The organism is Thalassotalea fusca (genome assembly GCF_053485835.1).
In genome coordinates this window covers 40,309-64,503 of the sequence record NZ_JBQRUN010000015.1, presented here as the reverse complement: position 1 = coordinate 64,503, position 24,195 = coordinate 40,309, and the positions used below count along the sequence as shown (strand labels likewise).

The 24,195-nt window shown below is 40.7% G+C and carries 19 protein-coding genes; 10 read left to right on the top strand and 9 right to left on the bottom strand.

Translation table 11 applies throughout. The annotated features are described in order from the left end of the window. Window positions 1-16 precede the first annotated feature (16 nt). Window positions 17-1,993 (top strand): tetratricopeptide repeat-containing sulfotransferase family protein, encoded by a 1,977-nt coding sequence (locus ACSLUK_RS15905; protein WP_448549662.1) that lies wholly within the window; start codon window positions 17-19, stop codon window positions 1,991-1,993. A 175-nt stretch (window positions 1,994-2,168) separates the two neighbouring features. Continuing rightward, on the top strand, window positions 2,169-2,573 hold the full coding sequence (locus ACSLUK_RS15900; RefSeq protein ID WP_448549661.1) for a hypothetical protein: 405 nt from the start codon (window positions 2,169-2,171) through the stop codon (window positions 2,571-2,573). A gap of 73 nt (window positions 2,574-2,646) precedes the next feature. Here the strand turns inward: ACSLUK_RS15900 and hutU are convergent, their stop codons facing one another. The 3 genes from hutU to ACSLUK_RS15885 all read right to left on the bottom strand — a co-directional run bounded on the left by hutU (window position 2,647) and on the right by ACSLUK_RS15885 (window position 7,053). Beyond that, window positions 2,647-4,647, bottom strand: a complete 2,001-nt coding sequence (hutU, locus tag ACSLUK_RS15895; protein WP_448549660.1) for a urocanate hydratase — start codon at window positions 4,645-4,647, stop codon at window positions 2,647-2,649. A gap of 14 nt (window positions 4,648-4,661) precedes the next feature. After that, window positions 4,662-6,164 (bottom strand): histidine ammonia-lyase, encoded by a 1,503-nt coding sequence (gene hutH, locus ACSLUK_RS15890; RefSeq protein ID WP_448549659.1) that lies wholly within the window; start codon window positions 6,162-6,164, stop codon window positions 4,662-4,664. Between the two features lie 511 nt (window positions 6,165-6,675). After that, the gene (locus tag ACSLUK_RS15885; protein WP_448549658.1) at window positions 6,676-7,053 is read right to left on the bottom strand and encodes a PH domain-containing protein; all 378 of its coding nucleotides are present in this window, start codon (window positions 7,051-7,053) and stop codon (window positions 6,676-6,678) included. A gap of 180 nt (window positions 7,054-7,233) precedes the next feature. Here ACSLUK_RS15885 and ACSLUK_RS15880 point away from each other — a divergent pair, with 180 nt between their 5' ends. Next, window positions 7,234-8,406 carry a serine hydrolase domain-containing protein gene (locus ACSLUK_RS15880; protein ID WP_448549657.1) on the top strand — a complete coding sequence of 391 codons (1,173 nt, stop codon included), beginning with the start codon at window positions 7,234-7,236 and terminating at the stop codon, window positions 8,404-8,406. Between the two features lie 100 nt (window positions 8,407-8,506). On the opposite strand, the gene yiaA is transcribed toward ACSLUK_RS15880, so the two are convergent. From yiaA to ACSLUK_RS15865, 3 genes are all read right to left on the bottom strand, one after another. After that, a complete protein-coding gene (gene yiaA, locus ACSLUK_RS15875; RefSeq protein ID WP_448549656.1) occupies window positions 8,507-8,893 on the bottom strand; it encodes an inner membrane protein YiaA in 387 nt (128 codons plus the stop codon). Window positions 8,894-9,027: 134 nt separating this feature from the next. Continuing rightward, window positions 9,028-10,371: an alpha/beta hydrolase gene (locus tag ACSLUK_RS15870; protein ID WP_448549655.1), complete on the bottom strand. Its 1,344-nt coding sequence runs from the start codon at window positions 10,369-10,371 to the stop codon at window positions 9,028-9,030. A 3-nt stretch (window positions 10,372-10,374) separates the two neighbouring features. Beyond that, complete coding sequence (locus ACSLUK_RS15865; RefSeq protein WP_448549654.1) at window positions 10,375-11,121, bottom strand: helix-turn-helix domain-containing protein; 747 nt, start codon at window positions 11,119-11,121, stop codon at window positions 10,375-10,377. Between the two features lie 128 nt (window positions 11,122-11,249). Here ACSLUK_RS15865 and ACSLUK_RS15860 point away from each other — a divergent pair, with 128 nt between their 5' ends. After that, window positions 11,250-11,609: a hypothetical protein gene (locus ACSLUK_RS15860; protein WP_448549653.1), complete on the top strand. Its 360-nt coding sequence runs from the start codon at window positions 11,250-11,252 to the stop codon at window positions 11,607-11,609. A 51-nt stretch (window positions 11,610-11,660) separates the two neighbouring features. Continuing rightward, the gene (locus tag ACSLUK_RS15855) at window positions 11,661-12,434 is read left to right on the top strand and encodes a DUF2145 domain-containing protein (protein ID WP_448549652.1); all 774 of its coding nucleotides are present in this window, start codon (window positions 11,661-11,663) and stop codon (window positions 12,432-12,434) included. Between the two features lie 45 nt (window positions 12,435-12,479). On the opposite strand, the gene ACSLUK_RS15850 is transcribed toward ACSLUK_RS15855, so the two are convergent. Together ACSLUK_RS15850 and trhP are read right to left on the bottom strand one after the other, a co-directional pair. Beyond that, entirely contained in the window at window positions 12,480-12,731 is a 252-nt protein-coding gene (locus tag ACSLUK_RS15850; RefSeq protein WP_448549651.1) for a YfhL family 4Fe-4S dicluster ferredoxin, read from the bottom strand. Between the two features lie 10 nt (window positions 12,732-12,741). Beyond that, window positions 12,742-14,106: a prephenate-dependent tRNA uridine(34) hydroxylase TrhP gene (trhP, locus tag ACSLUK_RS15845; RefSeq protein ID WP_448549650.1), complete on the bottom strand. Its 1,365-nt coding sequence runs from the start codon at window positions 14,104-14,106 to the stop codon at window positions 12,742-12,744. Window positions 14,107-14,457: 351 nt separating this feature from the next. On the opposite strand from trhP, the gene ACSLUK_RS15840 reads away from it, so the two are divergent. The 4 genes from ACSLUK_RS15840 (at window position 14,458) to ACSLUK_RS15825 (ending at window position 20,660) form a co-directional block, all read left to right on the top strand. Continuing rightward, on the top strand, window positions 14,458-16,158 hold the full coding sequence (locus tag ACSLUK_RS15840) for an EAL domain-containing protein (protein WP_448549649.1): 1,701 nt from the start codon (window positions 14,458-14,460) through the stop codon (window positions 16,156-16,158). Between the two features lie 202 nt (window positions 16,159-16,360). After that, complete coding sequence (locus ACSLUK_RS15835; RefSeq protein ID WP_448549648.1) at window positions 16,361-17,914, top strand: ATP-binding protein; 1,554 nt, start codon at window positions 16,361-16,363, stop codon at window positions 17,912-17,914. After that, entirely contained in the window at window positions 17,901-18,317 is a 417-nt protein-coding gene (locus ACSLUK_RS15830) for a response regulator (RefSeq protein WP_448549647.1), read from the top strand. The genes ACSLUK_RS15835 and ACSLUK_RS15830 overlap by 14 nt, the downstream gene beginning before the upstream one ends. Before the next feature lie 348 nt (window positions 18,318-18,665). Next, entirely contained in the window at window positions 18,666-20,660 is a 1,995-nt protein-coding gene (locus tag ACSLUK_RS15825; RefSeq protein WP_448549646.1) for a TonB-dependent receptor plug domain-containing protein, read from the top strand. Between the two features lie 117 nt (window positions 20,661-20,777). On the opposite strand, the gene ACSLUK_RS15820 is transcribed toward ACSLUK_RS15825, so the two are convergent. Continuing rightward, window positions 20,778-21,962, bottom strand: a complete 1,185-nt coding sequence (locus tag ACSLUK_RS15820) for a serine hydrolase domain-containing protein (protein WP_448549645.1) — start codon at window positions 21,960-21,962, stop codon at window positions 20,778-20,780. Window positions 21,963-22,088: 126 nt separating this feature from the next. Between ACSLUK_RS15820 and ACSLUK_RS15815 the strand changes: the two genes are divergently transcribed. Continuing rightward, window positions 22,089-24,194 (top strand): winged helix-turn-helix domain-containing protein, encoded by a 2,106-nt coding sequence (locus ACSLUK_RS15815; protein ID WP_448549644.1) that lies wholly within the window; start codon window positions 22,089-22,091, stop codon window positions 24,192-24,194. Window position 24,195 lies beyond the last annotated feature (1 nt).

The following is a 24,195-nucleotide window of genomic DNA, read 5'->3' as shown; positions in this document are numbered from 1 at the left end:
ATATAATGAGAATACTATGGAAAAAACATTCGAATCAGCACTGAATTTGATGTCAGACGGCAAGTTAGTTGACGCCGAGTTACTATTGAATACATTAAATCAAGCGTCTCCAGCTGATGATAATATTTTGAGTTTATTGGGCAACTGCTTAATGAAACAAGGCAAGCTTCAAAAAGCCATTAGCGTATTCAACGAGTTGGTTTCTCATCATAAATCGGGGCAAAATTTTGGACTTTTAGCCGGTGCTTTATTGTCAAATGGTCAGGCGAAAGAGGCTGAACATGCATATCGCGAAGCGGTAAGTATTGATAGCAATTATAGTGAAGCTTGGCATCTGCTAGGTAACTTGTTAATGCAAAGAGGGGAAGTAAAGGAAGCTACCACCTGCTTTGCAAATGCACAGCAAACTGACCCATTTAATCCTTATTTTGTTGAGATAAAGCAGTTAATGGATGCTAAACGTTTTGCCGATGCCGAAAGAGCTTGTCGCAACGTTTTGCAGCGTCACCCTAACCATCCTCAGGCGTTGTACTATTTATCCATTTTAGCGAGTCAGGTGGGGGCATTTGAAGATGCTATCGATATCTTAAATTTTGCTTTACGTTACTCACCTTATCATCCATCTATTTGGGACAAACTCGCTTCTTTCTATTCTGAATTAGGACACTATGTACAGGCAATAGAAGCGTGTAAACGCTTGATAAAATTAGACGAAACTAACGCCTTACATTGGATGAAACTGGCTGGGAATTTGACCCATATTGGACAAAATGAACAAAGTCTAAAAGCATACGAAAAAGCACAAGAGTTTGCACCGGAGCGCGCTAATATTGAACTGCAAAAAGGTCATATGCACAAAGTGTTGGGTAACCGTGATGCATGCGAAAATGCGTATAAGCAATGTTTGGCAATGGAAAAAATCAACGGAGCCGCTTATTGGGCGCTTGCAGACCTTAAGTCATATCATTTTAGTGATGAAGAAATTACTGACATGGAAACACTCGTTGCCAAGAAAGAAGCACCTAAAGGTCAGGTTTCTCAAGCATATTTCGCGTTAGGTAAGGGATATGAAGACAAGGGCGATTTCGAGAAAGCATTTAGCAGCTATGAAAGCGCCAACCGAGTTCGCCCTGATGTTAATTTTACCGCACAAGAGTTTCAGCAAAAAAATAGCGAATTGATGCAAGCATTTAGTTCAGAGCTATTTAAAGGCCAAGCATCGACAGATAAAGACGAAGTAACCCCGATATTCATTGTTGGTTTGCCTCGCTCAGGTTCAACATTAATTGAGCAAATATTGTCTAGTCATTCTGCCGTAGAAGGCACAGGCGAGTTATTTAACCTACCTCGGCTCATTCGTCGAATTAATATTGAGGGTGGTAAAAGACAAGCAAGCTATCCTGAATCACTTGCCAAATTTACACCGGACGAGTTAAGGGCTTTTGGTCAAACTTATATTGAACAGACCAAGGTATATCGTACTAATAAACCTTATTTTATCGATAAGGCGCCACCTAATTTTCTCAATATTGGCCTGATCCACATGATACTGCCGAATGCGATCATTATCGACGCACGAAGACACCCATTATCTACAGGCTTCAGTAATTTTAAGCAACATTATGCTAATGGCCACGATTTCAGTTACAGCTTAGAAAATATCGGTCATTATTTTAATGGTTACTTATCGCTTATGAATCATTGGAACGAAGTATTGCCGAACAAAGTACTGACTGTTCAGTACGAGAATATGGTCAAAGACACCGAAAATCAGGTAAGACAATTACTAGCCCACTGTAATTTACCTTTTGAGCAACAATGTTTAGATTTCTACAAAAACAAACGTGCCGTGCGTACCTCAAGTAGTGAGCAAGTGAGACAGCCGATCAACAAAAAAGGCATGGAACAATGGAAGCACTTTGAACCGTATTTGTCGCCACTCAAGGAGGCGTTAGGTGAGGAAACTTTAGATCAATTTGAACAATGGTTGTAGAGCTATAGCTAACGAAGTGAGATCGAAATATTGGTATTTAGATTAATTCGTTGTCAATTGATTAGATCTCTTAATTTAAACGTCGCTAAAGAATGAATAGATTATATTTAGGTTGACATAATATGTCACGAAGGCTAATGTGTTAGCTTATCAGACACTTAAGGACATCAATTATATGAAGGCAACCTATCTCAATCATAGTAAATACCTCTTTTTACTGTTTCTGGTTTATTCCGTTTTTTCGCTCACGAATCGCCCTGACCTTACTATTTCTCTCACTGATATTGTTGTAGGTGCTGTACTGCCATTTTTGCCTGTATGGTTATCGTTTTTTGTTGCGAAGCGGTTTGATGCTGATATTAAAGGTTCAGCGTTAAACATTTTTACGCTCACTATTCCTGCATTGGTAGTGGTCGCTGAAACTTATTTGATATTCACAAATTCACTTAGTGTAAATGGTACCGGAGCAGGGCTACTAGGTGCATTTGGCGCAGGGACGTTAATCTTTTTTGTCGCTTTTGGCATAAGCCTGATTCTTGTATTGTTTGTCAACGGTAAAAAAGAAAAGCTCACCTCATAAATGAAGTGAGCTTTTTTAAGTTAGCAACCAGAGCTATTCTTTACAAAGAGAATAGCTCATTAGTTTCTAATGCTTAGAACGACAAGTTGTCTAGAAGATTGTCATCTACAAGGTTTGGTAGTGTCACTTTTAGCTTAGGCGTTCTAGCCATTTCACGTTTGATCGCAAAATTTGCTTCTTCATTACGTGCCCAGCTACGACGTGCTATGCCGTTATTTACATCGTATAACAACATTGATTTTAGTTTACACTCAGCGTCAGCGCTGCCGTCAAGTAGCATACCAAAACCACCATTCGTCACTTCACCCCAGCCTACGCCACCACCGTTATGAATAGACACCCAAGTCGCGCCACGGAAGCTGTCGCCAATGACGTTGTGAATCGCCATGTCTGCGGTAAAACGGCTGCCATCATAGATATTTGACGTTTCGCGGAATGGTGAGTCTGTGCCACTTACGTCATGGTGATCACGACCAAGTACCACAGGGCCGATTTCGCCACGATTAATCGCATCATTAAACGCTTTGGCAATTTCAATGCGACCTTGAGCATCGGCATAAAGAATACGTGCCTGTGAGCCTACAACCAACTTATTCTGCTTGGCATCTTTAATCCAAGTGATGTTGTCCTGCATTTGCTGCTGAATTTCTTCTGGAGACTCTTGCATGATCTTGTTTAGCACTTCTGCGGCAATCGCATCTGTTTTGTCTAAATCGGCTGGGTTACCTGAAGCACATACCCAGCGGAAAGGACCAAAGCCATAGTCGAAACACATAGGGCCAAGAATATCTTGTACGTAAGACGGGTATTTGAAATCAATGCCATTTTCTGCCATTACGTCGCCGCCAGCACGAGAAGCTTCCAGCAAGAACGCATTACCGTAGTCGAAGAAATATGTGCCACGAGCTGTGTGTTTGTTCACCGCGTCGGCATGGCGTTTTAACGTTTCTTGAACCTTCACTTTGAACAGTTCTGGCTCTTCACGGATAAGACGGTTCGACTCTTCGTAGCTGATATCTACTGGATAATAACCGCCAGACCAAGGGTTATGTAGTGATGTTTGGTCTGAGCCTAAGTGTACGAAGATTTCTTTTTCATAAAACGCTTCCCACACATCAACCACGTTACCAATATATGCAATTGATACCACTTCTTCATTGGTCTGTGCTTCTCTAACACGTGCAATTAGCGCATCCATGTTGTCGATAAGCTCATCTACCCAGCCTTGCTCGTGACGCTTGATCGCCGCTTGTGGATTTACTTCAGCACATACTGTAATACAGTTAGCAATATTACCGGCTTTTGGTTGTGCACCACTCATGCCGCCTAAGCCAGCTGTTAAGAAAATCTTGCCGTTAGGGTTTTCGCCTTTGTTTAACACTTTACGGAATGCATTCATCACGGTGATTGTTGTGCCGTGTACAATGCCTTGTGGGCCAATGTACATGAATGAACCTGCCGTCATTTGACCGTACTGAGTTACACCCAAAGCGTTGAACTTTTCCCAATCGTCTGGTTGTGAGTAGTTCGGGATCATCATACCGTTGGTTACTACCACACGAGGCGCGTCTTCAGATGATGGAAATAACCCCATTGGGTGACCTGAATAAATGTGCAAAGTTTGATCACTTTCCATTTCGCTCAAGTACTTCATCGTCAGAAGGTACTGGGCCCAGTTTTGGAATACTGCACCGTTACCACCGTACGTAATAAGTTCTTCTGGATGCTGTGCAACGGCAGGATCGAGGTTGTTGTCGATCATCAGCATGATCGCAGCCGCTTGTTCACATTTAGCCGGGTAGTCTGATACTGAACGTGCTCTCAACTCGTAGTTTGGCTTAAAGCGGTACATATAAATACGGCCAAAATCTTTAAGTTCTTGAGCAAATTCTGGCGCTAACTCAGCATGCCATTCTTTTGGGAAATAACGTAAGGCATTGCGCACCGCTAGCTGCTTTTCTTCTGCGCTCAAAATGTCTTTACGTTTCGGCGCACGGTTTACACCAGCAAGGTATGGCTTCGCTGGTGGCAGTTCACTTGGAATGCCTTGCTTAATTTGTTCTTGAAAATTCATCACGACACTCCTTTTTATTTGTCAACGCTAACAGTAAATGCTTGCGACTTAACCATGTCGATCATGGCGTCGATATCTGGTTTTAGTAGTCTGTCTTCTTCAAGCTTGGCGACCCTTGTTCTGATTAGAGCAAAGTTCTTCTCAATAATGTCAGAGCATATGTTAGGGCGTCTAAATTCCATAGCTTGTGCAGCATACATTAATTCGATAGCCAGTATCTTTTCTAGGTTACCTAAGATCTGATTTAGCTTGCGGCCCGAAATACTACCCATAGATACATGATCTTCTTGTCCCATTGAGGTAGGTACACTGTCTGCAGACGGTGGGAAACAAAGAGATTTGTTTTCGGTGACTAACGCTGCAGTGGCATATTGAGGGATCATCATGCCTGAGTTTAAACCGCCAGAGGTGGTTAACAAACGTGGTAATCCGTGTAGGCCTTCAAGTAGTAAATAACAGCGACGATCTGAGATGTTGCCTAATTCTGACGCAGCGATTGAGGTATAATCTAATACCATAGCTAAAGGCTGACCATGGAAGCTACCGCCAGAAATCGCTTCTTCGTCACTGATAACAATTGGGTTGTCAGTCACTGAGTTCATTTCAATCTCAGCTAATTCTTTTAGGTGGTAGTAGGCATTGCGCGATGCACCATGAACTTGCGGAATACATCTTAACGAGTAAGGATCTTGTACACGGTCACATTCTTCATGATCCGCCATGTTTTGAGAGTCCTTAAAAAATGCTCTCATGCGTGATGCGACTTCTAAGTTACCAACAAACGGGCGTGTTTTATGTAGCTCTTCTCTAAATGGTGAGGCACTGCCTTGCATGCCTTCAATGCTCATTGCACCAGCTAAATCAGCTAAATCGAGCAAATAACGCATTTTTGTCAACGCAGTGATGGCATGCGATAAAATAAACTGCGTACCGTTAATGAGTGCAAGACCTTCTTTAGCGTGCAATTCAAGTGGTTCTAGGTTGTTATCTGCTAGTACTTGTGCTGCTGGTACTGCCTTACCATCTTGCCAGAATTCACCTTCACCGATTAGCGGTAAAAATAGGTGAGAAAGCGGTGCTAAGTCGCCAGATGCGCCCACTGAACCTTGCTCTGGCACTACTGGAATGATGTCTAAATCGATAAATGCCAGCATGCGTTCAACAACTTCTAAACGAATTCCTGAAAAACCTTGGCTTAATGCATGCACTTTTGTGATAAGCATTAATTTTGAGATTTCTTTGGCAATGGATTCGCCCACACCTACCGCGTGAGTAATTAAAAGGTTTTTCTGTAATAAATGCGTTTCTTCAGGGGAAATTTGTGTATCGCATAGTGGACCAAAGCCTGTATTGATACCGTATACCGCAGTGTCAGAACTTGCCATTTTCTCGACATTTTGTCTGCTCTTATTAATTTGATCGAGGGCTTCTTGGCAAAGCTCTGCTTTAATTGTACCGTCGGCAATGCCGTTTACAATGTCAAGATCAAGATGATCAATACCATATTTAAACGTCACGTTGTTCTCCTAATTATCAAATATGTTAAATATCGCTCAAAAAACCGTTTTTACCAGTTGCGCTCAATTTAACGAAACTAACGACGCCCTGAAATTAACAGGTACGGCGTTCACCTGTAAGTATGATTGCTGGCAACGAATTGCCAACTAATTATTTATCGCTATACGCGTTATTTCACTGCTTGCTTTGTACTACTTTTGAAATGCCACATTTTGTCGCACAAGAATACAGCTTGTATATACAAATTTAAATCTAGTCTGGCATAAAATGGTTGTATATACAAGTGTTGTAGTTTATGAAATAGCTCAGCTGAAAATATATGGAAGTAACTATATTGAAAACATATATATACGATCAATTTGTTGACGAAGTATCGCATTCTAAATAAGGGAAGCTTAATAACTGTGGGCTGAATTTGTGGTTAATTATGGGAGTGTGAGAAGCCAAGTATAAATGGCACTTGGCATTTTGTTTGTTAATTTACTCTTCAGTCATCCGTTAATAACAGAATTAACCAAGAATAAACTGAGCGAGTGCTTTTTGGATGCCAACCACGTCGGTGCCTTTTTTCAGCTCTTTTACCATTGGCGTGGTGTCGCTGCCTATCCACAATTTAAGCTCTGCGTCTAGGTCAAACCTGCCAGCAGTTTCAACAGAGAAGCGTGAAATTGATTTGAACGGAATAGAAAGGTACTCGGTTTTTTTACCGGTCAGTCCTTGTTTGTCGATTAAAATGAGGCGCTTGTCGGTAAAAACAAACATGTCTCGAATAACTTTGTAGCCCATTGTAATCTGTTCGTTTGGTGCAATGATAGGTTCTAATTCTTCTGCAAGCTCTTCCAGATCTATTTCAGAAGCATTCCCCATTATTCCTGATAATATACCCATTTGATTTTCCTTACCGTGGTTACTGAATTGTCAGCATAGCGAATCACTGAGCATTTGTGAACTCGATACACTTTAACAAGTTTGTTGCTACATTTTGTTACAGACGCTAAATCTTGTTACGCATTTGCTTGTCATTATTCCTTATTGTTTAACCATCAAACTATTTAAGGAAAAAGAAAAATGAAAAAATTTAACCGTTTAGCATCAGCCTTGTGTATAGCATATTCATCAATTGTCTTAACTGGTTGTGGTAGTAGCGCTAGTAAGAGTGACCCAGTGGTTGTTGAAGAACAGCCAGTCGTCGAAGAGCAACCAGTTGCTATGGATTACCAAACGCTAATAGACAATGCTATTTCGGAAACCATTCCGGGTATTGTTCTGTTAGTTGATTCACCGCAAAATCGATTTTTAGGCAGTGCGGGTGTTGCCAACAAGGATACACAAGAGGCAATGCAAACCAGTGCAGTTATGCCTAATGGCAGTGCAGGTAAGAAACTAACAGCACTTTTGGTAGCACAACTGGCAGATCAAGGATTGTTAAACTTAGATGATACTATCGACAATTGGTTGCCACAAGAACTGTTAATCCAGATTGCGCACAGTGAAAAGATGACATTGCGACAACTGCTAAATCATACCGCGGGAGTTTATGATTATCTTGATGACGATGATTATGAGTCTGCCGTATTTCATGATCCTGAATCGCTAAAAACGGATGCTTACGTACTGCAGTTTGCTTTGAATAAACCTGCGTCATTTGAACCGGGCGAAGGATGGGACTATTCAAATACTGGTTATTTATTGGCGGGTTTGATTTTGGATGAGGTACTAGGTAATCATCATTCACAGGAAATTCGCAACAGCATATTAGAGCCGTTAGGGATGAACGCTAGTTATTATGGCGGGGTTGAAAACGAGCGCGGCGAAATCATCGATGGATATTACGAATTAGGTTCAGGAGAAGTTATTAGCACTAAGGCGTTTTACCAAAATATTGGTATCGCAGACGCACCACTTGTAGCCAATGTTGAAGATGTTGCTTTGTTACTCAAAACCATTATTGAAGATGAAAGCTTTGTGGGTCAGGAAGTAAGGGAAACACTCATTGGTGAAAGCAACTTACAACTTATGGGCGATGGAAAGTACTATGGTATGGGTGTTATTAAAGAAACAATTAATGACACGGTTGTTTATCATCATGGTGGTGAGGAAGCGGGCTATTCAACCACCAATATTTATATTCCTTCAAGTCAAACCAGCATCACGGCATTTTTCAATTGTGGCGGCTATGAAGCGTGTGAAGAAAGCACTGACGCGGTAGTGCATGCTGTTCTAGGTGAGGAGTTACAATAGCATTATCGGAAATACTTGTGGCAATAGGTCATGAATACCGGATATGAAACAATAAAGCGACATTATGTCGCTTTATTGTTTCATATTGAGTTAGTATTTATTAGCTCGCCAAATTATCACGCACATTCTTTTGCACAGTAATTGCGGCAAAACCACTTAGCAAATACGCCATGGCGTAGAAGCCTTTTTCACTTAATAGCAAATCTGCGTTAATCAGTCCAATGGTGAGTAACGCAATTGCAATGCCTGATGATGTCCAACACATAATACTATAAGGTTTGGAAATGTTTTGTCCTTCGAGTTTGTCACGAATGGTTTTTTGTAGTGATACAAACGAAAACAGTCCAAAGATCAGAATGGCGAAATAGTAGCCTTTTTCGTTAAGCGCCATTTCTGCATTCAGCAGGCCTACACAAAAGGTAGTGATACCTGCAATTAACATGGCAATTGACGTTAATACAAATGCTTTAGTTGGTTTAGTATTCATTCTCGTTTCTCCATCAAATAGTGCTACCACCGTGTAGCGAATTCGAAAACGAGTATTGATGCTTGGTTTAAATAAGTAAACTAACTTGTGAAAAGGTTACGTTATTTAAACCAAAAGTATCAGCATGCTAAACTTTAGAGGGGTTTTCTAATAAAGTTAGTAAGCACCTTTGTCATTTGGTCAAAGCCAGGGTTGAAAGTTAATCGCTGTAAATAAGGATGGCTTTCCATGTTTTCTGATGTTGTTTCACCGAGCACTGGCTCGTTGGTCGTTTTACAGATTTTGTAGTGTTCACTGCCAAATACGGCTTCACAATTGCGGTAGTGACCACGCCAGCCGTAATGTGGGTTTGATGGTGCATTGAGTACTGCCGTGTGGGCTACGTTTAAGATCTTAGCGCAATACTCGGCGTCGCGGCACGTTGGCTGAATGCGACGAAAACTATCCGGCAATGTTGACAGTGACGCTAATCTGCCGAAATAGAATATGGCATCACGATGTTTTGTTGTTCTATTTTGTGCTTGGTGCCATCGTCTAAGTAGCTTAATTGTTGCGCTTGTCTCGATTGTTGAGTCATGCTCTGTGGTTATCGTTAATACGGGGACATCTGGTATTGTGCTGGTGCGATTCACTTTGTCGTTTAAACGTATCATTAGTTCATGAACTTGCGCCCCTGCATTCAATGGAAAAGACTCATATTTAGCAAAATCAATATCTGCGCCTTTGTGGGTGTAGTCTAAAAATGGGAGCCAATCAACGTATTGGGCTGCCCATGCTACTGTCGATTTAGCCTGACTCGCCGGAGCCCACAAAATTACCCCATTTACTTTTGCTAAGTCTCGTGTTGTTGATAACAAGTTATCTAATATCAGCGCGCCGCCGGTGGAAAAGCCACCTAGGTACACTTGCTCAAAATCTTCTAATGTTTTTTCAATTGCATAATGCGTTGCTTGTTGCCACTCCTTGTAACTCACATCCACTAAGGCTTCAGCTGCTGTACTATGACCCGGTAGTAACAGTGTTCGCACTGTTAACCCTTGATCGTAAAAGAAACTGGCTAAGTCATGAAAATGGTAAGGCGAGTCAGTTAAGCCATGAACGAGCAATATGGCACGGTTACTATTCGGTACTTTAAGTTCAAATGGCGTAACAAGATCAGCAACCGTTAACTCGGCGGGTGCCTTGTTTTGAGCTTTCGTAACGCCAGTTGATATCGGACATTTCAGTTTAGCTTTCGGGTTTTCAGCGTTTACTTTTTTGCGGGCAAAGTTTAAGTATTCTTCATAGCTTTGCGAACTTTGGTAGTCAAAAGTGGGTGTGTCTTTGTCCTTCGGAAAATTTCGATATTGACCATTGTCTGCAAGTGACTCTATGCGAGAAACATCGTGATTCAAATTAATGCAGTCGATTGTACTCGCACTAACCGAGAAGGCTGATAGTGTGAAAAACAGAGCTGTTAGCTTAGTGATTGTACGCATCAATTAATCCTTATTTGGTTGTCTTCTAAATTGCTCAAATAGCGATGGTTCCCATGGCCTCATGGCAAACAGCATACCCATATGAATTCGCTTTTCCAATGGTAAATCGCTGTCTTCTATATTTAATTCAGCTGCTTGCTTGGTAATTTGGTTGAGCTTACGTTGAATCGTTTCTATCGACGATTGCGAATATCGACCGCGTAAATAAAAGCGAAAGCAATTGTCGCCATCAAAACTACTGGCCATAAACCGGTTGAGTACTTCTTTCTCCATGAAGCGTTCAAGTGGACCATTCTTAATCCATCTAAAATCCTGTGCAATCAACAATTTGTAATTGTTGTTGGGTAAGAGTTGTATAAGTTTAATTTTATCCAGCTTAGCCATCAAACGTATGCATTCGTGAAAATCAATGTCGTAGTGCTCAATGATTTCTTCGAATCGCCAGTAATCCCTAACACATACAGCTACCAAGAGTAGTTTTGGATTCTCAATGAGTTCTTGCTCTTGTTCTAAAGTTAACTCGGTGAGTTGTTGCTGTTGTTTTTCAGCCAAAGCAAACAAATCAGATAACGTTAAATTGATAATGTTGCACACTTCCTCTAGGCGCGCTAATGAAAAGTTGTGGGTGGCAAATACCCGCTTTATGTTAGCCTCGCTCATCGATAGTTCATTGGCAACGTCCTTGTATGTTACTTTGTGTTGTTTAAGTAGCTGCTTGAGTGTGGTGGTGACTTGCTTAATTTGACTCATCAGTTTTTCCATAAAGTATCAATTATCGATACTTTAAGTGGTTTTATATAATACATCAATCACTTTGGTTTACAGATTGGATACGTCTAACTAAGGTGTTTAGCGAATCAATTGTTAAGGAAAATATTATGAAAACGTTGTCTTATCTATCATGTTTAACTGTGTTGTTAACTTCATTTAATTCGATGGCAGAACCTGCGTCAGAGCATTCGGGCAAAGCAAGTAAACACTCTGCACTAGCGGTATCGCATGGCACTGTTGGCAGTGCGCAGGTGGCAAGTGCTGCGGTTGCAGTTCCGTTAGTGGTAGTAGGGAGTGTCGCGCTGAGTGCTGGGGCGGCAAGTGTGGAAGCAGGAGAAAAACTATCTGTAGTGTCATCGAGTAATGCCAGCAAAGTTACGCACACACAGCCTGTTGAACTGGAAGTAACAGAAATAACTATTACGGTAGATCGTTCACCAGCAGAAGCGATGAAAGATAATCAGTAGGTTGTCTACGTTATTCGACTTGAGCAGAGCAAAATAGAGAGGGATGAGAATATGAAAAAGCAATTAATGACATTTTTACTGATTGTTATTGCATGTACTGCCAATGCAGGTAGCAATCAGGTAGCCGAGGCTAGGTTTAAAGCAGAACAAATCGCAAAATTTGCTAAAGATGTTGAGAAATATGCTGCAAGCAAAGGCGCCAGAGCTTTTATCATATCAAGGGTTGGGCAGCCGAAATCTAAGCTACCGAAAGGGATTGATTTTACCCACACTGCCATTGCCGTATATTCGGAAATAACACTCAATGATGGTAAAAAAGTAAAAGGTTATGCAATTCATAATCTCTATCAAAATGAGAAAAACAGTGGAAAAAGTTCTCTCGTCACAGATTACCCGGTCGACTTTTTCTGGGGAGCGCACGAACTCAAAGCGGGGATTATTATTCCTACGCCAGCGCAGCAACAAAAGATTATTGAAGTGATAGCCAGTGGTAAGAACAAATTGCTGCATAACCCTAAGTATTCTTTGGTGGCTAACCCATTTAATAATCGATATCAAAACTGTACAGAACATACGTTAAATGTGATAAATGCCGCCATTTACCAAACCACAGATATGAAACAATTAAAGGCGAATACCGAGGCGTATTTTGAACCTCAACGTGTTCATGTGAGTCGCTTTAAGCTTTCACTTGGCAGTATGTTGGCTGATGGTATTACAACGAAAGATCACAAAGGTAAGGTAAGGACTGCTTCGTTTGGTACTATTGCTAAGTACTTAACCAAATATCAGTTGGCCACACCGGCATATGTTTTTGAAGCCTAAACTTGTAGAAGATTAAATTACCTAAAATTGTAAGAAATAACTGTATCAAGGTGAAAAATATAGCACATTGAATTTATCTAATAGTGATTCTTCCGTTTCTACGTGATTGGGATCAGGAATAACGCAGTCGATAGGGCATACCAACACACATTGTGCCTTGTCGTAGTGCCCAACACATTCGGTACAAAGAGCCGGGTTTATCTCATAAACGCTTTCTCCCATACTTATTGCTTGATTGGGGCACTCTGGTTCACACATATCACAGTTGATGCAATCGGATTCAATTAGTAATGCCATCGACCAGCCTTTACGTGTTAGCGTGCTTTTCTTGAGCGAAAGGGTGTCGTGTTGTTTCTCCATGTTCGAGATATCGCATCAAAATGCCAAACGACAGGTCGAGTTGTGTATCAACCGATATCAATACTTTATGGCCTGAACCTTTGGCGTCGTGAATCACTTCACCCTTTGGTGATTCCATATGTGTGAGGACAAACGACTGGCAGCCTTGTGGTGTCATAATTTCAAGCTCATCGCCAACGAGAAATTTATTCTTTACGTCAATCTCGAGTAAGCCGTTATCTTCGTTACGCGCAATTATTTCACCGACAAATTGCTGGGTATCGCTTTTTGAGTAACCATAATCGTAATTTTGTGTATCGGTATGCCTGTGGCGTTGTAGGAAGCCTTCGGTATATCCTCTGTGAGCCAGATGTTCTAACTCTTGATTAAGTGCAGAGTTGAATTGATTACCCTGTATCGCATCCATTATAGCTTGGTGATAAACGCGTGCAGTACGGGCGCAGTAATAAAATGACTTAGTACGCCCTTCAATTTTCAATGAATGAATCCCCATTTTCACCAGTCGCTCTGCATGCTCTACGGCGCGCAAATCTTTAGAGTTCATGATATAAGTACCGTGTTCATCTTCAAACGCTGGCATATATTCACCTGGCTTGTGGGCTTCTTGTATTAGCACGCTATCGTCAAAACTATTGCCTGCATGTGGATCAAATTGTTGCACTGCAATAATATCGCCTGTTTCAGTCTGCGTTGCCGGGTGTACATTGTAATTCCAACGACAAGCGTTGGTACACGTGCCTTGGTTTGGATCACGTTTATTCATGTAGCCAGACAGTAAACATCGTCCTGAATAGGCCATGCATAGTGCACCATGTACAAATACTTCTAACTCTATATCAGGACAGCGCATGCGAATTTCTTCGATTTCGTCTAAAGACAATTCTCGCGACAAAATAACACGTTCAATGCCTTGATCTTGCCAAAACTTCACTGAAGCCCAGTTAACGGCATTTGCTTGCACTGATAAGTGAAGCGGCATGTCTGGAAAGGCTTCCTTAGTCATCATGATCAAACCTGGATCAGACATAATCATTGCGTCAGGTTTCATGGCAATAACAGGGGTTAAATCTTTAATAAACGTTTTTAATTTGCTGTTGTGAGGAGCTATATTATTGACAACGTAGAATTTTTTACCAATCTGATGTGCCTCGTTGATACCAATCGCTAGATTTTCATGGCTAAACTCATTATTTCTTACGCGAAGGGAATATCTTGGCTGACCGGCGTAGACAGCGTCGGCACCATAAGCAAAAGCGTAGCGCATGTTTTTAAGGCTTCCTGCGGGAGATAAGAGTTCTGGCTTAAACGTCATCAAATTAATCCGGTCAAATTAAAACGGCGTATTTTAATTTTCTCTTTGGCGTCGGTAATTGATTTGAATCAAGTTCTTGTCGTGTTTGAGTACTACTATCGTAAATTTCCCCATTTAGTGAGCGGGAATTCACTACTGTTATGGGCATTTTTGGGGCACGGTATTATGAAGAATGAAGGTGGGCTATTTTTAATGAATTCATGGCAGCGCAGAAGTTCGTCTACTATACTCAGCCAAACTATGTGCATATTGTTTGTTTACTGAGCACCTGCCATCTTTTAGTGATTTGTGATTGGCTCAGCGTGTTCATATGAGGCATGGTTGAATCTAAGAAATAACAAGGACGGTGCTATGATTAAAATTCTCATGATAGACGATGATGAATTTGATTTTCTAACGGTTAAAAAGCTTTTAGAGCGTTGCTCTTTGCAACAATTCTCTGTTGAGCATGTTAACAATTATCAAGATGCATCGTTAATGATTCGCTGTGCAAACCATGATGTCTATTTAGTTGACCAAAACCTTGGTTGCTACAAAGGGTTATCACTTATTAAAGAGTCTGTTGATAGGGGGCATGCAGCGCCATTTATTTTATTAACAGGTGAAACAAGTCAACAAGTCATCGAAATGGCGATAAAACAGGGCGCAGCTGATTACATTCCTAAAGCTGAACTAACACCCGCGTTTTTGGGACGTGTCATTCTTCATTCCCTCGATAGAAAAAAAGCACAAACTGAACTGTTATATATAGCCAACCATGATGAACTAACGGGTTTAGCCAATCGAAATCATTTTCATAGCAGGTTGCTAGAATCAATCGCGCGAGCTAAGCGAAGCTCGCAGAAAGTTGCACTGTACTTCCTCGATTTAGATAGGTTCAAGCTTATTAACGATAGTTTAGGCCACGCCATGGGCGACAAGTTGTTAAAGAAAATCGCACAGCGTCTAACATCTATTATGAGAGAACATGACGTTGTAGCCCGTTTGGGCGGCGATGAATTTATTATCCTATCGGAAAATGTGGAAAGCTTAGTTTGTGTTCAGGCGATCGCCAGTAAAATTCTAGAATCATTCACACCGCCAATCATGTTAGATCAACATGAAATTCATGTAGCGACTAGCATTGGAGTTTCTATCTATCCCGAGTGTGGCAATAATGCTGAAACGTTGGTACGAAAAGCTGACTTAGCCTTATATCGCGCTAAAGAAACATTTCGGGGGTCGTTTCAAATTTATACCGATGATTTAAATGAAGTTGTTTGCCAACGATTAATGTTAGAAAAAGAACTTTATAAAGCGCTTCGTCAAAAGGATTTTTACTTAGTATTTCAACCTAAGGTTGATATTTATACTGAGAGCGTTTTGGGAGTGGAAGTGCTCATTCGCTGGGAACACTCGATTCTTGGTAATATTGCCCCAGACAATTTTATCGATATAGCTGAAGAAACAGGGCTTATCGTGCCCATAGGAGAGTGGGTTATTCGAACGGCTATGCAAGAGTTAAAGCCATTGTTGGCTGATTACCCACAGCTCAATGTTGCAATTAATGTGTCGGCCAGACAATTACAGGACGACACGCTTATCGATGTTATCAAGCAAGTGATTGAAAGTGATATAACGCCTGAAAAACTGGAAATTGAATTAACTGAACAAGCTTTTATTGATAACGCCGACACCAATAATATGATTTTTAATCGTATTAGAGAGCTCGGTGTTAGCTTGGCTATAGATGATTTTGGTACGGGCTATTCATCATTAAGCTATCTTAAGTATTTTCCTGTCAATATACTTAAAATTGATCGGTGTTTTATTCAGAATATTATTTCCGATAGGAAAGATTGTGCTATCACTAAAGCCGTGACCGAATTAGCGCATGATTTGGATATGCAAGTTGTGGCTGAAGGTATAGAAAACCTAATGCAACTTGAGATCCTTCGACAGCTGAAATGCGACATTGGGCAAGGTTATTATTTTAGTAAGCCTGTAAAAATACCCGAGTTAACAACGCTTTTGGCGGAAGATGTAAATCATAGAAAAGCAAATTATTTGTAATAATTTCACGTGGCTACATTGGTAAACTTAAAAGGATGTAAATGTGTCTGAAAAGAACGAATTAGTAACAAATCAGCGTGGAGTAATGTTAAGGAAAGCCAGTTACTCGTTTCCACCGCTCAGATTAATTATTTTACTTTTCATCATTACTTGCTTAATTGTGTTGTTAGTGCAGTCTCATTTTAGTACCTGGCTAGGTAGTATGGAATCACATACCTTGATGGAGGCCGTTGCCACTACTTTGGCACTGGTGATTGGTGTGATGGCGACCATACATTATTTTAGCCATAAAAAACGTCCGTTCCTTTATATTGGTGCAGGTTTCATCGGTGCATTTTTTCTGGACGGCTATCACGCGATTGTGACCAGTGCATGGTTTGATGGCGTATTCCCCTCTGTTCCTGAATCGCTTATCCCTTGGAGTTGGAATGCTTCTCGAACCTTTCTGGCTGTGTACTTGTTTTTAAGTTGTAAATACATACTTAAGAATACCAATATTTCGCTTAAAACTGACAAAGAATTTGAATGGCATGTCGTCAGATATGTTACTACATTAACACTGGCTAGTTTTTTAGTGTTCGCTTTTGTTCCTCTGCCTGCAGCGTATTATCCGGATTTAATCATTGGACGGCCTTCGGAGTTTGTGGCTGCAATTTTCTTCATGCTGGCGCTAAAGGGGTATTTTTCTCATTCTAACTGGCGAACAGATTCGTTCGACTTCTGTGTGCTGATTTCATTATTCCTGGGGGTAGTTGGTCAAATTTGTTTTATGGCGTTTTCTTTCCAGTTATTTGACGCCATGTTTGATATGGCACATGTGTTAAAAATTGTCAGTTATATGTGTGTGCTTATTGGTTTACTCACTAGCATGCAACGGTTATTTGGAGAGGCGATCAAAAATGCAGAGTCGTTAACATTACTAAATCAAAATTTAGAGCAAATTGTTCAACAGCGTACGCAGGAAATTCAACAAGAAAATGAAAAAGCTGTCATCTTAGCTGAACTTGCAGAATGCGCTAAAGCAAAAGCTGAGCAAGTGTCGCAAAATCTGCGTGATACCAATAGCGATCTTGAACAATTTGTTTATGTTGCTAGTCATGATTTAAAAGCACCGTTGCGTGCGATAGATAATTTAGCTGAATGGATCGAAGAAGATTTAGGTGAGCTACTTACAGGTGAACCTAAGGAAAACATGCAGCTACTGCGAGGCCGAGTGGCTCGATTAGAGGTATTGCTAGATGATTTGCTGGCTTATTCTCGAACAGGTAAAGGTAGTGAAAACGTTAGTGACGTACACGTTCAGGAAGTGATTGATAATGTTGCTGAAATTTTAGGCGATAACGATGAAAATGTACATATTTCTACCGTAGGTTATATGCCATCGCTATTGACACAGAAGGCGGCGCTGGAGCTTGTGTTTAGGAATTTAATTAATAATGCCATTAAACATCATGATCGTGACGAAATTAATATTAAGGTTTCAGCTCAAGATTTAGGGGAATTCTATCGATTTTCTGTGATTGATGATGGCCCAGGAATACCTCCCGAGTTTCATGAAGATATATTTTTATTGTTCAAAACCTTGAAGCCCAGAGATGAAGTGGAAGGTAGTGGCATGGGATTAGCCATTATTAAGAAATTGGTAAGTGCGCAAGGAGGGAGTATTTACGTGGATTCTCAACCAGATATGCGCGGTACAACTATTGTTTTTGATTGGAAAAAAGAATTGAAGGAGATGGCAATTGAAAAACGCTGAAATGCATGTATTGCTAGTAGATGATGATGAAGTAGATGTTAAATTGGTCAAAAGGGCATTTAATAAGGCGCAGGTTACTAATCCATTAATTGTTGCTAAAGATGGTATTGAAGCGCTTGAGCTTTTGCGAAGCAATTGTATTCCATCGCCTCGTATTATTCTTATGGACATTAACATGCCACGCATGGATGGAATTACCTGTATGAGGCACATTCGTGCAGATAAATCATTGAAACAATCAATTATTTTCGTTATGACAACATCAAGCGATGACGAAGATAAGTTTGCCGCATATGACCTGAACCCAGCAGGGTACATCATTAAAAGTAACTTGTGCGATGGTATTATAAATGCCATAAAAATGATTGGTAGCTTTCAAAAAGTAGTGCTTTTCCCTGGATAATTTTTTGCACTGCATGTGTAAGTATCATGCATCGACCATAATCAGTGTCTGGACAGGCGGTTATTACCTCAATATCAAGCAAGAGATGACTGATAGGTTGCCTGAACTCAACCATATCACTCTGAGCGAAATTTGGTTATTGATGCATCCAGACTTAAGCCATTTGGAATGCATTCGAATGGTAATATGGTGTTTGACCGATTGTTTTATTTCGTTGAATTATAATAACTAACGAGAGCTTGCAGTGTGAAAAAATTACTGAGTCAACTGTTCCTCAGTTTGATTGTAATGGTAACTATGCTAGCTTTAAATCATACAACTCTAATAGGCGCTCGATAATAATTGTTAATGAACAGCCAGTTACCTAACTTTAAGTTGAGACTATTCACGCTATTTTTATTCTCTGCCTTACCATTGAGCGTTTACGCTAAAAACTTAAATTCAGACGCTCTTTATCAATTAACGCTCGCAGATTTGATGAAGATTAAAGTGACTACTGCGTCTAAATTTGAGCAGTCGTTGCATGACTCACATGCAAGCCTATCTATTATTAATCGTCAGCAAATCGAACAGTTTGGTGGCCAAAATTTATTTGAAGTATTGGAGCGAATTGTTTCAGTTAATAGTAACTTTGGCGTATTAACCAGTATTACCACGCGTGGCAGTAAGCCCTGGACTTCATTAGCGCAGCATCTAGGGCTTATCAATGGCCGTCCTTTTGGTAACATGAGTGGTGCGCACAGCCTTTATACTTCAATTCCGTTAACGTCTGTAGAGCGAATTGAATATATCAGGGGACCTGGCTCCGTACTGTATGGTACTAATGCATATCAAGGGGTGTTCAACATTGTTACCAAACAAGCAATCAAGGACGGTTGGCAGGCTAATCAAAGATTTACTGTTGGGAGTTTTAACAGTCGAATTCTTGATGGTAGTGCCCAATATCGTCAGGGGGACTTCGACTTATCTGTTGGCATATTACTCACGGATGTTGATGGATGGAAGGCTGAGATGTTTGACCCAGTTCAAATGCAGTTCTACAGTCGGGATGCCTTCCAAAAAGAACAAACTATTCATTTGGATGCGTCTTATCAAAACCTTTCTTTTAGCGTTTTTAACAGTCAGCAACAGCGCTTTGGCAACTATTGGGATGCCCCAGAAGCTAGCTATATTCCATGGTCAAAAAAACATCCTACTCAAGTGGCCAATTTAAGTCATGACTACCAAATAAATACTCGTTGGCGAATTGAAAGTCACCTTACTTATATCAAAAAGACAATGGAGTGGAGTAGTAACGGCGTAGCGGATGAATTTATTCGGATAAAATCGCCGTTTACTCAGAAACTTTTGGAGATAAATGTTTTTGGTCAACTCAGTGAAAATAGCGACTTTTTAATGGGAGGGACGTTTGAAAATCGAAAGATATTTGATGCCGTCACTGTACCTGATAGCAGTGAAGATTATGCGAGTGCTTATTTTCAATTCCAACACCAAGTATTACCGTCTCTTTCTTATATGATTGGCGGACAATACGTCACCTCTATCAATCTCTATGGTGAGGCTGATAAAAACGCTGACTTTGTACCAAGGCTAGGCTTGATATACGACTTTGCGCCTGATTGGGCGGTTAAGGTGTTGCATGGACAGGCATATCGTCAACCAACGGCTGGAGAGCGCTCTATCGAAACACCTGGCGTACAGCAAGGATCGCCGGATTTGGATTCTGAGACCATTACAACCAACGAATTACAGCTATTTTACCAAGTGCCAGATTTATTGTTTACGCTAACTTGGTATCACAGCGAAGAACGTAACTTAATTTTACTTGTTCCAACAGAGGACGAAAATTTTCCTTTGAAAAACCAAAATCAAGGGGAGTTAACCTCCAAAGGTCTTGAGTTAGAATTTAAGTATGATTTTGATGAAAGCTGGTACGTAGAGTTTTCTGCAACGCATCAAAAAAATAAGAACGGCCAAGGGGTGAATAATACTAACTTATCGCCAAATAATAGCTGGAAGTTGGGCATTGGCTATAACATAGACAATTGGCGTTTTGGCTTATATAACCTGCATTATTCAGATTACCACGACAATATTTTCTTAGACCCAAATAGAGAAATAGTGAATCCGCCTGCGAATGGATATGATTGGCTGACGTTCAAAGTGCATACCGAACTAGTTACTTTTGCTAGTGGGGCTTCGCTTGATTTTTCTTTGGAATTTAAGAACATTCTCGATGAGAAAGTGTACCAGCCCAATGATACCCCTGTGTTTTATCCGATTAACACGTTACCAGCGCGAGAACAAAGAGGGGTCTTCGCGACTATTACCTACCGTTTATAAGCGATATGCATTCATCATTGTGAATAACCCTAATGGATTTCTATGTAATGTATGCTAGCAATATTGTCTTTTTAGAGCGTCTATATTTCCCAATGGTTTTTTTTACTAAAGCGATCACTATTCAAACGAAGCTAAAATGTATCGCTCTAAATAAGATATTGCATCACCACTGTCGCGGTTTCCGGTAAATACAACGACTAAGTCTTGTTCTGGTACTACAAAAATAAACTGGTCATTGGCGCCACGCGCTGCATAGTAGCTAAATTTGTTATTTGAAGTGGTTGTGAGCCACCACCAATAACCATAACCCCAACCATCGGCAAGCGGTGCTTCAACTTGTTCAGAAATGGATGCTGTCACCCAATCTGAAGAGATTACCTGTGCTCCCTGCCACTGTCCGTCGTTTAAGTATAATTGACCAAACTTAGCCATATCTCTGGGGAGCATGTTACCACTTAATGCTTCGCCAGATGGTGAATGGGACCAAGTAAATTTTGAGATCCCAAGTGGTGTAAACAAGTGCTCCATTGCAAAATCATCAATAGTGCGATTGGTAATATTTTCAATGATGGTGTGAGAAACAATATTCAATCCGGTGAAGTATGAAAAGGTGCTGCCCGGCGCATCATTAATGGTTTGGCTTAAGGTGTAATAGGTCCAGTTATGGCTTTGGTTGAGTTTATGGGAATTACAGTCGCCGCTACTTCCGTCACGACAAGGGAAGCCTGAACGCATGGTAAGTAAATGTGCCAGCGTTAAGTTGTCTTTGCCGTTACTCCAATCAAGCGTTTGGTATTGTGGTAATAAAGGAAAGATAGTTTGGTTAACGTCTGTAATAAGTCCTTGGTCTATCGCAATGCCAACTAACGCAGAGTCGATACTTTTTACGGCAGACTGTAATTCATGTAATCGAGAAGACGAGTAGCCGTTAAAGTAATGTTCGAACACGAGTTGCTCTTCTTTAATCACCACAATACCATCAACAACTGGCGAACGTTCGTTGAGTAATTTAGTGGTTAGTTGTTCAAGAAGTGATACATTCAAGCCAAGATCACTTGCGTGAGTAACTTGCCACCCATCATTATTTGTAGTGGGAAGCTTGTATTGATAGTTGATTGCAGGTTCATCGGGAGTTGAACTGTCAGAACCACATGCTGTCAAGAGTAGGGTAAGAAGGGCGAATTTAGTCCAAGTCGTTAGTGATTGCTGCATCATTCTTATTTTCTCTTTTTCCGTGTAAGTTGCCGATTCATTGGCCTTTTGATTAATACTAGTAGTACTTTGTACGACTTTAGTTGTCATTCGAAAATTGCAGATATACTTGTGATGTTTCTGTGATGTTGTTATATATCAAAAGGTTGAAAACACTGCGTAGTTAATCTTATTTTGGCTGAATACGGCATAAGCGAAGGAACTGGTGGCTGACAATTGAACGTTAAAAACAACAAAAACCTTAATTTCGATTCAAGCCGTGCGGTGAACGATGGTGGGTATTGGTTGCTTGGCCAATGGCAAATATGGCTAAGCCGAAATATGATTATCAATGGAAGCAATACGCTTCAGGTCGAACCGAAAGCGCTGGCTGTGCTTGAGTATTTGTGTCGTCATCAAAACGAAACGGTATCGATAGATGAGTTGTTATCAACATTGTGGCCAGACGTCGTTGTTACTGAAAATACGGTACGCCGCACCATTACTCAACTGCGAAAAGTGCTCAATGATGATGTGGCTAATCCTCAATACATAATGACCGTCCCAAGGAAAGGCTATCGACTCGTTCAGCAGGCCAAGTGGCGTTCAGCGAAAAGGCCGTATCATTCGTTATATAAACTCAGTGCGATAATTGTTGTTACGTTGCTTATGGTGTTTGCGCTCTATTGGTTTAAGGCGTTTCCGCAAGGAAAAGCGATTAAATGGCAATCCGGAGCAACGATTAGCCAAGTGACGAGTTTACCTGGGCGAGAATTGGCGCCTTCATATTCATTTGATGGTTCATACTTTGCCTATGTGCACGCTAAACCAGATAGTACTCAGTATTCGTTACGTATTCAGCAGCTTGATTCCGGAATAGACCATGAATTGTTAACGCCCGGTTTAAGTCCATTTAGCCCAATGTGGTCACCTGATAATCAATCAATTGCATTTACTGATCTTAATCATTGCACCGTTTTTATTGCGACATTATCAAAAGATAAACGAACAATTTTGTCACAACAATCGATACATCAATGTGGCAAAAATACCTTGCCTCAGTTGGCCTGGTCAGCTGATGGAAAACAGTTGTATTTCAATGATCAACATCATAGTACCAAGGAATATCAACAATACGTTTTTGATGTCAGTTCACAGAAAAAAACTAAAATAGACTTCGGTAGCCATGCTCCTAAGTTGGGGTTCTTTAAATTACTGCCACACCCAAGCGAGCCAATATGGCTGCTCATGTCCCATAATGAAAAGAACATGACGCAAGTTTGGCACTATCAATACCAAGATAAGCGTTTAGATAAAATTTTTGAACGTAAAGGATTTAGCCATCATGCCACTGTTTGTATCGAAGAAGCCGTGTTTCTGATCAGCATTCAGCAGCAACTTTTTATGGTTGATAACAGTAATAGCTACAAGAATGTGCCGATGAGTGAAAACATACCATTGGATTATATCGCTTGTTCGCCCTCTATCCATCAGATGTTGTTTGTTGATAGAGAGCGATATCATAGTCTGGTTAACTCCGACAACCCAAGAACTGTAGACAATCCAGATGTCGCTGGCAATTACATATTTCGTTCGAGTAAAAGCGACAACAACGCTAAATGGTCTCAAAACGGCAAAAAACTCGCTTTTGTTACCAATCGCAATGGGCAATGGCAATTGGCGATTGCTCAAACTGAAAATGAACAGATAGAAATTCTCATGGAAGCAGCGTTTACCAGTAAACCAGAGGTGTTAGGGTGGTTAGAGTCAGGCCAGATTCAAGAGATTCTACTTTTAAAGGATGGAATAATTGGTATTTACACTCTCACAAATGGACAATTAAGGTGGTTGACTCAAACTGGGCAAGATGTCGTTACTGCAACTTGGTCACTGAATAATAAGAGTATTTATTTTAGTTCAGCAAACAAGCAAGGTATTTATCGATATGACATTTTGCAAGAGCGAAAACAATTGGTTTTAGCAGAGTTAAGTTGGCGAATGAAGGTGAGTGTCGAAGGGGATGTACTTTATTTTACTAAGGCTGATGACGACGGCCTATGGCGATTAGATTTTGCGACGGGTGATGTGAAACTAGAAACAGCGGTCATTCCTTCAGAGAGTGAATTGCAGGTGTTTACGCACGGGGTTTATTTTCATCATCATCGAGAAATGGGCGCAGGAATTTCCTATTGGGATTTTGAAAAACAAACTATGACTCCTGTCTTGCAAGGTGGCTCGGACATTGGTCATCAATTTAGCATTTCGGCTGATGAACAAGAAATTATTTATGAGGTTTGGGATGATTATCGCGCGGACATAAAAGCGCTGCGATTACCTCACTAAA